This window comes from Colwellia sp. MT41, assembly GCF_001444365.1.
GTDB lineage: Bacteria > Pseudomonadota > Gammaproteobacteria > Enterobacterales > Alteromonadaceae > Colwellia > Colwellia marinimaniae.
Map to the genome: position 1 here is coordinate 2,996,540 of NZ_CP013145.1, position 13,773 is coordinate 3,010,312.

Sequence of the window (13,773 nt, forward strand, 5' to 3'; positions counted from 1 at the left end):
CAGTAACTCAGCATATTGATAAAGAAAAAATAAATTATCTCATTGCAGTTAGGCACTTTCTCAAAAAATGAAAGCTCAGCCATATTTAAACAAGTACTGAAATATATGCTACTTGCTCAGACAAAAATGTAACTAAAACGACCTTTATTTAAAAACAATCCTTAGAAATTGGGAATATGAATTTTATGAGTTTTAAACGTACTTTTACCACAGCTATCAGCCCGCTAATTTATCTAACGCTAGCTTGCACCCTGTTTAGTGCAGCGCTTAGTGCCCTACCGGCACCAACTGAACTAGGTCAGTTCTATGTGAAGAAGCAGTATTCAGGACAAGCAATACCAAGTTTTTCCCAAAACAAACATAGGCTACCTAAACCTATCTTCGACGCTAAACCTGAGTATATCGACTTTTACTATCGTGCTTGGCAAATAGGCTTTGAGCACTTTAAAAAACCGCAGGCAAGCAGCCCTTTTGTTTCAAACTTTATTGATGAAGCTTTTAACGACAATATATTTTTATGGGACATGAGTTTTTCAACCATGTGGGGCAATTACGCTCACCACATTTTCCCTAGCATTGACGGCTTAGACAATTTTTATCGTCTGCAAATGAGCGATGGTGAAATAGTACGAGAAGTCGGCGAAAAAGATGGTCATTTAGGTGTTATTGGCTGGTCTGAGCCTGGCACCGCCGGGAATTTAAACCACCCTATTCTACCTTGGGCTGAGCTAGAGTCATATAAAATCACCAACAACAAAAAACGACTCGCCGAGGTTTACCTGCCATTAGTAAAGTATCGTGAAAGTTTTAGCAAAATTTATCACCCAGCTTCTGGTTTATACCTTACCGATAAAGCGGCCATGGATGACTCGCCACGCAATAAAGAAATGTTAGCGGGTATCGATGTCGCCGCCGAAATGGTTATTTTTGATCGTTGGTTGGCGGAAATGGCCACTGAGCTAGGCAAGGATAGTGAAGCCAAACACTATCTTGCTCGCGCTGATGATTATGCAACGTTTATTAATGACAAACTTTGGCATGAAGAAAGCGGTTTCTATTATGATTGGGGCAAAGATAACAAATTGATGACCATGCGCACTATTGCCGCATTTTGGACCCTGTTAGCTAAAATCCCTAATGATAAGCAATTGGCTCGGTTAATCGAACACCTTAATGATCCTAAGTCATTTAATACCAAGCATAGAGTGCCGACCCACCCCGCTGATGAAGTAGGCTTTAATGGCGACTATTGGGCCGGTGCTGTTTGGGTGCCAACAAATACCATGGTGATACAAGGGCTGGAAGTAAATAATGAGTTCGCATTAGCACGAGAAATAGCGATGAATCACCTTGATAGCACCACCCAGGTTTTTGTTGAAACGAATACTGCGTGGGAAAACTATACCCCACTTGAAATTAAGCAAGGCCGTAAAGCAAAAGCTGATTTTATCGGTTGGTCAGGTTTAGCCCCGATTAATTATTTGATTAAACATGCCATTGGACTGCGCATCAATGCACCAAAGAATGAAATTACTTGGCGTATTAATGAGCTTGGTCGCCATGGCATACAAGGTTTGCGCTTTAATGGGCAAGGAGAAGCCATGAATTCAGTTGATTTAATAGCAAAAAAACGAAAAGAGTTAAGCGATGATATTCATATCAACATCCAATGTCGACAAGCCTTTACCCTGAATATTATTAGCCCGTTTGCTCAGCAAAGTTATCAAATAAATTGCCAAAACAAAACAGAAATAGTCTTTATAAATAATAAGTAAATTTATTTTGTTATATTTTATAAGTAGTTAGTTGATGAATAATTTAATAGACAAACAAATGAAAGCGCTTACAATAAAAAGTGAACTAACAAATACATGTTGAGGTAGTATTATGCACAAACATAGAATAAGTTTCGCCGATATTAACATTATTAGCGCTAGCATTGCCGAAGTTATTGTCGATGAATGCATTGAAGTATCTTTAGAAATGGTTGAAGAACATGATAACTTTATGGCCTCTATTTTTAAGGGAAGTTATGGTGTTTTACTCAATAAAATTAATACCTACTCTTATAGCCCAGAAGCACAATACATCATGGGGTCTGCCGAAAATATAGTGGCTATTGCGGCGGTGAATTATAATGAGCAAGGCCAGCAATCTAGCAAAGCGATTACCGATAAACGCGTCATTGATCAATTAAATGTCCGCACTTTTTCAGGTTTGGATTTAGGCTGGCAGCAGGCAATAACCTGGCTAGATCAAGAATTAAAAAGCAATATCACCCCAGCCTATTCGCCATAGCAGAATAAGAGTAAGTTATGCCGATAAGTAGCGGGGCAGATAATAGTTATTTATTGGCTGCCCTATATTCAAGGTAATCTTTTGAATAATGTTATTTTTAAGTTCAAATTTTAGGGGGAGTTACTGAACTGAGTCATTTAGGTATCGCAAGCTAGCAATAATGCTTAGATGATCTGAAGGATAAGCAGCTATTTTTTTTGCCCTACCGGTAAGACCTTGGACAAAAAGGCAATCAATACCGGCACTTTTAACTAAGGTCAGCTTAGCTTTTGACTGCACTAATATTACTTCTCTACTATCGCATTGACTATTAAAGTCACCCAATAATATTTTCGGGTATTGAGCAATTTTATTTAGCTGGGCCGCTGTTTCTTTAGCATTGGCTATGCGAGTCGCAATACTTTCATGGTCCCAATGAACATTAACGATAAAATAACGCTTATCCGCTTTTGCTATCACCGCATACTCACCTGTTCTGGTGGCATTAGGGCCATCGGTTAAATCAAAACGGCCAGACTCGATAAAGCGATTACCCTGACAAAGATTAATAAAAATTTGAAATTGACGCTGCCAACACTCTCCAAGTGATGTCTTCAGAGTCATAGCACGCTGATAGTTAGTCGGCAGTTTATTATTAATATCGTTTTCTTTAAGCTGCCAATCGTCGACACCTTCTTGGATAGCAAGAACATCAACCTGATTAGCCGTAATTAACTGCGCGTAATCATCACTATGTGCTGGCATGGTTTTCCAACCATAAATGTTAAGTGACATCACAGTGATAGTCTCAGGTACTGTGGCGGCAGGCACTTCAGTGTTCAAACTAGATGCAGCGACAAGGCTAAGTAAGATTATTTTTACTTTCAAAGAAACTACCACCCTATTGAATGTCAGCTTAGTGCTTAAGCTCATAAGATAAGAACCACTGATAAAGATCGTCGCCGGAATAAACTCGAGTCCAAGCATCATGACCTTTATCTTCATGCACAGTAAAACGCACGTTGTTATGGCCAAGTTTTTCTAAGGTATCGAGTCCCGCATAAAAATACTGAATATTCACCGCACTATCTCTACCGCCGGCAAATTGCCAAACCGGTAACTTATGCTTTGCTATTGGCGCCATTAAACTCGGATGGCCCCAACCAACTACCGGGGCGATAGCAGCGAACCTTTCAGGGTATTTACTGGCCAGATACCAGGTGCCAAAGCCGCCATAACTAAGTCCTGATAAATAGGTTTTATCTACATTGACTCGGTACTTTGCTTGTACGCTATCAAGCATGGCAATTAAATCAGTCTCAAGTTTTTCCCAGCCTTGTGGCAATAACGGCGCAACCTCACCCATATCAGTTAGTGAAGATGTTCTTTGCATAGCAGTTTGGGTTTGAAAAGCCGCGCTGCGCTTAGGTACACCATTAGCTAATCTTTTTGGAATGTTTTCTTTAGAGCGGTTATCAATATAGGTAATGCCTTTTTTATCAAAACCAAACATAGGCAGCTGCGGTGAAATTATAATAAAAGGCAAATCTTTTTTCTGTACCCAAGCCTCATATAAAGGCCCTTGCATCAAGACAAAATCGAGTTCATCTTGGCCATTGCCGCGCTCACCATTACCATGTAAAAACAGCATTACCGGCCATTTTTTCTCTGGTTTGGAGTGATAACCTCGGGGTAAATAAACAAAATATTCGCGCTGACTGTTATCAACACTAGATTGGTAGTCTTCTCGCAGTAACTCGGCTGTTGAGATGAGCGCTGTTTCAGCCTGTGTGGCTAGGCTTTTACCGGTATTATTCGAACAGGAAAATACCAATAAAGTAGCGGCGATTAAGGAAAGTTTTATTTTTTTCATGACACTCTGACTTTAAAAATAATACATATTAGGTGATGTTAAATGTTATAGGTTAAGCGTTAAACTAAGTTAGCCTTTCTTTTCGGGAATCAGCCAAACATTATTAACAACATCAACTTTACCCTGCATTTGTTCAACCACCACTTGATCAATCACCTTTATCGCTCGTTGAGCCATCATGCTAAAGGTATCTTCGCCAACTTGGTTGGGGGTGTGATCTGGAAAGTTTCTTCGCGTACGGTGAATCCAATAACTTTCTGACAAGTTATCTTGACCAAACGCTTGCTCGACACCTTTTTTACCAAGCATAAAACCTAATAAACCGCCCCAAGTCGCGGTCGGGTTATCTGAATCCCAGCCAGCCAATGTGCCTATTTGAATAGTTCGAACAATGTCACCTTGTCCGTAGAACAAACTCACTAAACTGGCGGCAAAGTTAATACCCGCTTCAAAAGGGTCATGATAAATATAACCATCGGCATTGTTAACCTGATAACGCTGATAAACTTCATCACGAGTTTTTTCCCAGTCATTTTTATCTGTATTTTGCTGATATGAGCTTTTAATAAAATCATACATTTTAGCTGGATATGAATCTTTAGGAAGAACTTTACTTGCTTGCCCAGCCAACCACCAAGTTTGCTCTTGCATGGTTAAACTTTTATCCACAGACGAAGCTAGAGAATGCATAGTGATATAAAATTGGGCGATCCACTGAGCATCATATTTTGCTGATACCCTAATGGGTAAATGTGATAATTTTAACGCAATATCGGCTCTTACTGGCGCTAACAAACCAAATATTTCCGTGGTCAGCTGAGCATCAATCATCATGTACTTAGCATTATTTTCCGGCTCACTGGTTGCTGGCGGCAACATGCCTTGCGCCATTAGTATTCGCGCTTGTTCATTAGCTTGCCAGAGGAAGTTCTCTTTTACCGCTTTAGAGTCGGTAAATTTTTTAAACAGTGGTGCATCCTCTTCAGAGTAGGTGTGTACTAACCAACCAGTTCGGACTTGCTCAGTGGTTAACAAACTTGTTTGATGAAACTCATGTAAATACTGATACATGTATTCAATATCGGTATCATCATCTGCGCCCCAAGGTTGGCCCTTTTCAACAAAGAAAAAGTCAATGGTATCACTATGAGGTACCCCTTCCCCCCAGATGGCAGGTAAATCCTTGCTACCCCAATCTTCATCGGTATAAAAAGGCATGGTGGCTGGTGTGCCTACTTTATCCATTTCCGTCACTAATCCGGTCCAATTAGCGATACTTTGCCCTAACCAAAAACCATGTAACTTATCTTGATAAGCGGCTCGTGAAATAGCGATGTAGTCGATATTTTTAAGCAGAGCTGAATCATTGACACTATCTGTCGGGACGTTTTCTGTACACGCAGATAAACAAATCATCACGACGAAGTATAAAAATAGCTTTGCTAATTTCATCGACTATCTCCAGTTAACATAAATAGATGTTTAAATTTTTTCGGGCTAAGCATCGAATAAATTTAAAATATGGAACAATATTGAACAATATATATGAGGTGGTAAACGTAAAGATACTCAGCACTGTATTTCAAAATAATGCCTTGTACATGAGTATCTTTCAACATCGACGAAGCGCTAACAACTGTTAGCTAGATGTCATGTGATACCAATTCCCTTAAATTTATTCCCACCTCAGAGCTATGTCAGAGAAGTTATAATAAATAAAATTTGTGCAGGTATAGTCACTCTATATCTAACAAATTGGTGAAATTATTATTTTTCTGACCAGCTCCCAAGGGCGAGTTTAAAAGGCTTACATTCGTCGTTATTGATTTTGACAAGGGAATAACCATTATCTGCAATCAATGCCTTGCACCTAAGCCTTTTAACTCTCGCTGATTGAGAAATAACTTAATGGACTTGGTATTACTGTTGGTAATTAAAGCTTGCCTTAAGTTTGATTTGATCAAGGGAAGTGCCAAGTAAGACTTCAAAATCACCCGCCTCAGCCAACCAATCATTAGTGTTTATATCCCAAAAAGATAAATCACGTTTATTCAGCGATATACTGATTTGTTTACTTTCACCTGGCGCTAAGAATACCTTGGTAAAACCTTTCAATTCTTTTGCTGGTCTATCAACACTGGATTCAACGTCATGTAGATATAATTGCACCACCTCGGCGCCAGCGACCTTGCCGGTATTTTTAAGCATTGCTGTCACGGTAATACCTTCATCCGCAGTAATACTTGCTGCCGATAAGGCAATATCCGTTAAGGCAAATTTGGTATATGAAAGGCCATGACCAAAAACGAAGGTAGGTTTTATTTTTTGTTGTTCAAACCAACGATAGCCAATAAACACACCTTCGGTGTATAGACTTTCTTTGGCGTTATAATCGTTTAAGGCAATGGGCGCGGTATCTTCAAGGCGAGCCGGCAGGGTAATTGGCATTTTACCACTGGGGTTAACAGCTCCGGTTAGAATATCGGCAAAAGCATGACCTGCTTCCATCCCGCCATACCAACCCCACACAATCGCGTTAGCTTGCTCTGCCCAAGGCATTTCAACGGCTGAGCCAGCAACAAGGAAGACCACGGTTTTTTCATTGGCGGCAATCAAGTTACTAATAATTTCATCTTGTGAGTTAGGTAGTTTCATATCAGGTCTATCGATTGACTCCCGGTCATCTCCATGGCTCAAACCGCCAAAATAGATAACGACATCGGCTTGTTTAGCGGCAGCAATATACTCAGCTTCACTGGCAAATAATTCGCCCGGCGCATTCCAACCTAAAGTGAAGTGTTCACTGCCATCATATTCAATTTCAAAGCTATAAGATTTACCCGCGATTAACTCAATAGCATGAGTTAAGGCAATAACCTTACTGGTATTCATTGCATTTGATAATTCAGCGCTACTCAGTTGATAATCAATAACTGTTTCATCGTTTATTTTTAATTTAAAATTACCCAAGGTTTCCACGTTCAATTGATGTAAACCAGTCATTAAAGGTTTAATTTTTGCAGCCATAGTGATGTACTGAGTATTGGTAATATTGCTAGCGTTAGCTGGCGCTATGGCTTTAAACTTTGAATCAACTATCCAAGATTGTTCGGTTAAGTTTAACCGTGCTTTTTCAGCAAAATATGAGATATTCCATGCTGGTGTACCGGTCCAATGACGACTCTCAACATAATCACTGGCAATAGCCGCTAAGTCACTGCTGCGCGCTCTCATCACAGTAATATTTACCTGTTCGCCAAAGTGTGCTTTTAAGCCTGCTAACGGAGTGACTTCATATAAAGATTTTACTTCTGATGAGCCGCCACCCGTGCCATGTTTTTTATCGGCATTCGGGCCAAGTACCAGTATGTTTTTCAGTTCTTTTATCTCTAAGGGTAATACCGCTTTAGCGCCAATAAGGTCATTTTTCAATAACACCACACCTTCGGTGGCAATTTTACGGGCGGCAGCTTGATGTGCTTTAGTATTTCTAGCACCCGGTAAGCGATTTTCATCGTACATACCTATGGTATGTTGCACTCTTAAAATGCGCCTAGCTTTTTCATCGGCAACAGCTTCGGGGATTTTTCCCGCTTGGATCATCTCTAGAAAAGGTTTTGCCAAAAAGTAATCTTGGTAATCGGCAACGTCGGTGCCCATTTCTAAATCTAAGCCATTAACAGCGGCATCATAGGTATTAATATCAACATGCCAATCGGTCAGTAAAACGCCTTGATAACCCCACTCACCTTTTAATATATCCATGATCAAGTGTTTGCTTTGATTAGCATTAGTACCATAGTATTGGTTATATGAGCCCATCATGCCAAGCACTCCTGCTTCTTTAACCGCCGCTTCAAAGGCGGGTAAATATACTTCTCTTAAGGTGCGTTCATCCGGTTTGGCATTAACACCGGTGCGGTTTAGCTCTTGGGTGTTTAAGGCATAATGTTTAACCGTTGCGGCAACATCATTGGCTTGAATGGCTTTGATTTGCGGTACCACTAACGTGGCCGCTAAAATAGGATCTTCACCCATGTATTCAAAGTTTCTGCCGTATAAAGGTAAGCGCGCTAAGTTAACCCCAGGGCCTAAAATAAAATCTTTTTTCCTATGGCGGGCTTCAGCACCTAACACTTGCCCATGTAGGCGAGCCATCTCAACATCCCAACTAGCCGCAACTGAGGTAAGGTGAGGTAAATAAGTGGCATAATCATCGGTCCAACCCGCCGATGCCCAAGTATGGCGTTCTATTTGATGACGGACACCGTGAGGACCATCAGATAACCACATTTCAGGAATGCCGACACGCTCAATGGCATTGATATGAAATTTACCACTAGCATGGGCCAAAGAAACTTTTTCTGGCAAGGTCATTTTTGCCAATAAAGTTTCAACATCTTGCTCAACTGTCGCTAGGCGATCTTCCGCATGTGCCACATCTTGCTTAACTACTGTGTTGCCAGCTTTATTAGCGCCTTTATTGCCGATAGTGACTTCATTGCCATCTACACAGCCACTAAGCGCTGTGCTTAGCGTAAGTAGCGCAGAAACAAGCATGGTGCTTTTTAGTCTACCTTTGATAAATAGTGCTTTCATTAACTAACCTTTTTCAACGTCTTTATTTAGGATGAACAATAAATGTAAGCGCTTACATTTATTGTTCTAACATAATATCTACCGATATATTTAGCAAGTAAATATTGCTCTTAATAATAATTTTTACTCAGCTAACTACTTAGCTATGCCTTGCAGTACTTAGCAATATAGTCTTTTTGCATTGGCATTGTCGCTACTGATTTTTGAATGACTGAATGTATATGTTTTAACCTGCGTTCTATCTCATCTTCAGGTAGTGCATCAACTAACGGATGATAACCACTAGGCCTTAGCCCTTGGCCATGCATAACAGCTAACCAAGATGTCTCATTAAAGAGTTCATTGTCTTGACGATAAATACGACCATTAGCTTGGTATAAAGCCATCTTAGCTTGTAATCGTTCTGAAACTTGCAACTTCTGACAATCACGCCAAAACTCTGAATCATCACGGTCGGTGGCTTTATAATGTAAAACGATAAAATCACGGATATATTCAAGCTCAGTTTTCGACTGTGCATTAAAGGTATCAATATCTATTTGGTTAAAACCTTGATGAGGAAATAAAGCCATTAACTTGGCAATCGACGATTGAATAAGGTGTAAACCAGTAGATTCTAGTGGCTCAACAAAGCCCGCGGAAAGGCCAATAGCAATACAGTTTTTATGCCAAGCTTTTTTACGTACCCCCGTTGTCCAGCGCAAGAAATTTGGCTCGCCGATGGGTTCACCTTCCATTTGCGCGGTTAATATTTTAACGGCTGCTTCGTCACTAACAAACTTACTTGGATAGACATAACCGTTACCTACCCTGTGTTGCAGAGGAATTCGCCAAATCCAGCCAGCTTTTTGTGCCTTGGCTTGAGTAAATGGATACAAGACCTCCGTTTCTTTAGCCAAACAGGGTATAGCCACGGCTCGATTACAGGGCAAGACATCACTCCAGTCATCAAAGCCGGTTTTCAGTGCGCCTTCAATTAACAAGGCTTTGAAACCACTACAATCAATAAATAAATCTGCTGTTACCCGCTCACCATCCTCCAACAGTAAGCTGTCAATAAAGCCATCACTGTCTCGAAGTGAAACATCGACGACCTTAGCTTCAGTGCGATTTACGCCACGCTCAATAGCATAATCACGCAAATAATCTGCATATAAGGTGGCATCAAAATGAAAAGCGTAATTAATTTTAGATAACGGAGAATTACCCATATTTTGCGGACGGATAAATTTTCCTTGTCGTGCCGCGACTGCCGCTAATGAATATTCTTCAAGGTCAGGGCTTTTACCTTGTTGATGCATTTTTAACCAATAATGATGGAACTGAATGGCATCCATATTAGTGCCATGCTCGCCAAAGGGATGCATATAAGCACCGCCATTTTTGGTCCAATCAATAAATTCGATACCTAACTTAAAAGTAGCACTAGTTTTTTTAACAAAATCATTTTCGTCTATGCCGAGAATTTTATTAAACAGTGATATTTGCGGAATGGTGGCTTCACCCACGGAAACACTACCTATTTGATCAGATTCAATTAAGCGTATAGCACAGTAATTTTTACCTAATATTTTAGCTAAGGTTGCTGCGGTCATCCAACCAGCGGTGCCACCACCAACAATAACTATGTTGTTAATTTTATTTTGCTGCTTTGCTTGTTCTTGCTGCATAGCTGCCTCCCAGAAAAAATAGAGCGATGAGCCGACCCTACTACTTCGTAGAAAAGTAGCGCCGGCGAAGGGATGATAAGTGTCGATGTTAACAATCCCCCAAATAAGCGTGGCGATTCAATACGGTCATATACATTGAAGCGCCATTTTACACTTTCTAAGCAAGGTGCTAGAAAGTAGCTTTTACCACTAGGCTATAACGACGGTCATTGGTAAACCAAGAACGGGTCACCTTGTCACCTTGCTGATTTACTTGCATCTCAGTTTCAGTAATATTGTTGTTCAAATTAGTACCTTGCATACCAATTTTCCAATTATCACTTACATCCCAAAAGATTGAAGCATCTAGCTGGCCATTAGCTGTATTATAAATAGGCAGCTTGGTGATAACATCACGGGTAGTTAACAAGTAATCTGAACGCCAGTTGTAAGCAATACGTGCTGAGATACCAAACTTCTCATACAACAAGGCTGCATTAGCATTTTGCTCTGAAAGTCCTTGCAGTGGTAAATCAGTAAAGGCGATATCACCCGCCTCATCTGAATCACTACTTGAGTTATTCAAACCTGAATTAGGTGAACCATCCTCATTGATGTGGGTATAGTTTAATTGCACACCTAGACCTGAGAAGGCACCGGGTAGCGCATCAAAAAATTGTTGGTAAGACACTTCAAAACCCGCGATAGTACCTTTACCACCATTGGTTGCGCCGGCCACTTCTACTTCTTGAGTGACACCATTGTTAGTGTAATCATTATAGGTAAAGCCGTTAACAAAGTAGTTGCTTATATCTTTATAAAACAAGGTAGAGGTTAATGAACCAGCTTCTGCAAAATACCATTCCAATGACAAATCATAGTTGTAAGATTCCATTGGTTTTAATAAAGGGTTACCTGAGCTTGCGGTATAACGTTCATACTCTGCATAAATTGGCACAGGCTCATCTCCTTCCGGCACGTTAGGATCAAAGGTTACCCTCTGATCTGCTCCGCCAATGCTGACATAATTTCGAAGATTTCCTAATGAAGGCAAGGCGATGGCTTCAGAGAAAGCAAAACGCACCAATAACTCATCAGTAAGGTTTAATTTAAAGTTAACACTCGGCAGTACTTTAGTATATTGACCTATCGATTGGGTCACTATAGAAGCATTATTACCAAAAGCGGCCTGTTCAGCATTTAAGACGTTAGCTATATCTTTGTCATTCTTTGGCACATCATCGGGATAACTAATGAAACCGTCGGTGGTATTATCCAGTCTCACGTATCTTAAACCGATATTAGCACTGTAATCCATGCCTGAAAAATCGCCTTCAAAATTTAGCTTGGCATAAAAAGCAGTACTTTCTTCTTGGGTGACATTAATTTCGTTACCGACAAAGTGTCCCGTTGCATCGTCGCGGTCGGCTAAAGGATTCCAACCCCAAGCAACGGCTTTAGCACCAGCTAAGGCGTCATTTAATCCTGAGTAGTTTTGTACCATGGACAGCGAGGGGAATAAGAAAGTATTACCACCTTCGGTATTTAATACACCGCCACGAGCGAAGTTATCAAAACTTACTTCATCATAAGGCACATCAGTATCTGCATACCAAATATTGTGATCAGCCCACGCTTCAGACAATACCCCCCAGTTATACGTTGATTGTCTGGTAGTTTGTTGACGATTTGAGTAACGAGCACCTAGTTCAATCGACTTAACAATGCTGTTATCAAAGGTATATTCAATATCCAAACGAGTGGCAAATTCTTCGCCTTCATTATCCGAAATATGGTCCATAGCGCTACGCCAAAAGTTAGTGCTTGGATCAGTAAATGGTGTACCTGGCGTATGATCGGCTTGTCCATCGTAAGCAGGATGTAGCAGGCTAATCTTTGGTAAGCCGCTGCCACGCAAGTCCATGCCAACTACGGCACGAGTTGCGCCCATGACAGAAACATCTTCAATGGCCATGGTTGCGTAAATATATTGCACATCAAAGTTAATGGCCAGTGAATCGTTTGGCGTGAACTTAGCATTAAAGCTGTAATCATTTACAATTGATTCTTCATTACGTACCCGGGTTACCATAGTATGTTGCATACCGTAGCGTTGTGGTGAACCATCGCCACGCCAGCCAGCTTCAGAGGTAATGATACCGTTTTCAAAAGTACCATTATCATCAAAATCAAAGCTAGTACCATCAACAGGTTTCAGGTTTACTTTCGAATCACCATCGTCCATTTCTATCGCGTTTTCATTCCATGCTAGAGTAGCTTGCGAACGAATGAATTCACCGGTTAATACGATAGTTTTAGCGGTGTTTTCCCATTGCAATGACGTGGCAAAACCATCTCGTTCTTTATCATCTTGTTTCTTACTTAAGCGAGCTGATTGAGGAACGTACTTACTGTTATCCCACTCTTGCTGTTCATATTTACCTGCTTGTACGCCGTTTGACTCGACTTTTATTTCTGAATGAGAGAAGTTAGCCAAAAAGCCAAAACGCCCTACATCTGTGGCCCATATATCACTATAAAGGACAGAAAAAGTTGGCGCGGTCTCTTCACGTAAATCGGTATAAGTGACATCAGCGGAGAAAGAAAATACCCGACCATCAGCATCAAACGCCTTACGGGTATTAAGGTTTACCGTACCCGCTATACCGCCTTCAATCATGTCAGCGGTTTGGTTTTTAAATACTTCCACCGAGCCCATTAATTCAGGTGATATATCTTGAAAACCTAAACCTCGACCCGAATCAGCAGAAAAAGCATCTCTGCCATTAAATTCACTGCGTACATGTGTTAAACCACGCACAACAACACCACCGCCTTCAACACCAAAGTGATCGGGATCATCTGCGGCGGCAAAGCGTTCAATAGCAACCCCCGGCATACGAGAAATAGCTTCTAATACACTTCTGTCTGGCATAGAGCCCATATCAGCAGCAGAAATAGCATCCATTACCGTATCCGCATTCATTTTCATGTTTTGTGCTGAAATTAAATTACCGCGTTGGCCTTTAACCTCGATGACTTCAATGGCTTCTTCTTTGGCTTTTTTATTTGTTTCGTCTGCGGCATTAGCTGAAACCGAACTTAGTCCAATAATTGCCAAGGCGATTAAAGAATACTTAAAGGCATTATGCTTAGTTACATTTTCCTGTTGTTTTTGCTGATAGAGTGTTTTTTTCATTTAAATTTCCCCTGATATGGTTCATACCAAATGCTCAAATTGTTATTGTTTTCAAGTATGAATCTTATTATTAGTGATTGGCTTTTTAGCCAGTTGGCACAGTAGCAATCACCATCAGGGCATTCGTCTTATCTTAGAAAAAATCTCTACATTGAACGTTCAACTTTATGTATTCA

The 13,773-nt window shown here is 40.6% G+C and carries 8 protein-coding genes; 2 read left to right on the forward strand and 6 right to left on the reverse strand.

Annotated features, from left to right (window positions below; all coding sequences use genetic code 11):
- Positions 1 to 185: 185 nt before the first annotated feature.
- Together CMT41_RS12820 and CMT41_RS12825 are read left to right on the forward strand one after the other, a co-directional pair.
- Positions 186 to 1,775: an MGH1-like glycoside hydrolase domain-containing protein gene (locus tag CMT41_RS12820; protein WP_198149746.1), complete on the forward strand. Its 1,590-nt coding sequence runs from the start codon at positions 186 to 188 to the stop codon at positions 1,773 to 1,775.
- 112 nt (positions 1,776 to 1,887) lie between these two features.
- On the forward strand, positions 1,888 to 2,298 hold the full coding sequence (locus CMT41_RS12825; protein WP_058027480.1) for a hypothetical protein: 411 nt from the start codon (positions 1,888 to 1,890) through the stop codon (positions 2,296 to 2,298).
- Positions 2,299 to 2,418: 120 nt separating this feature from the next.
- Here the strand turns inward: CMT41_RS12825 and CMT41_RS12830 are convergent, their stop codons facing one another.
- The 6 genes from CMT41_RS12830 to CMT41_RS12855 all read right to left on the reverse strand — a co-directional run bounded on the left by CMT41_RS12830 (position 2,419) and on the right by CMT41_RS12855 (position 13,597).
- On the reverse strand, positions 2,419 to 3,165 hold the full coding sequence (locus tag CMT41_RS12830; protein ID WP_198149747.1) for an endonuclease/exonuclease/phosphatase family protein: 747 nt from the start codon (positions 3,163 to 3,165) through the stop codon (positions 2,419 to 2,421).
- A gap of 28 nt (positions 3,166 to 3,193) precedes the next feature.
- Positions 3,194 to 4,150: an alpha/beta hydrolase-fold protein gene (locus tag CMT41_RS12835; RefSeq protein WP_058027482.1), complete on the reverse strand. Its 957-nt coding sequence runs from the start codon at positions 4,148 to 4,150 to the stop codon at positions 3,194 to 3,196.
- 69 nt (positions 4,151 to 4,219) lie between these two features.
- Positions 4,220 to 5,602 (reverse strand): ADP-ribosylglycohydrolase family protein, encoded by a 1,383-nt coding sequence (locus CMT41_RS12840; protein WP_083494287.1) that lies wholly within the window; start codon positions 5,600 to 5,602, stop codon positions 4,220 to 4,222.
- 468 nt (positions 5,603 to 6,070) lie between these two features.
- On the reverse strand, positions 6,071 to 8,749 hold the full coding sequence (locus CMT41_RS12845; protein ID WP_232299961.1) for a glycoside hydrolase family 3 C-terminal domain-containing protein: 2,679 nt from the start codon (positions 8,747 to 8,749) through the stop codon (positions 6,071 to 6,073).
- 143 nt (positions 8,750 to 8,892) lie between these two features.
- Positions 8,893 to 10,419, reverse strand: coding sequence for a tryptophan halogenase family protein (locus CMT41_RS12850; protein ID WP_058027483.1), 1,527 nt, complete (start codon positions 10,417 to 10,419; stop codon positions 8,893 to 8,895).
- A gap of 169 nt (positions 10,420 to 10,588) precedes the next feature.
- Entirely contained in the window at positions 10,589 to 13,597 is a 3,009-nt protein-coding gene (locus tag CMT41_RS12855; RefSeq protein ID WP_083494288.1) for a TonB-dependent receptor, read from the reverse strand.
- Positions 13,598 to 13,773 lie beyond the last annotated feature (176 nt).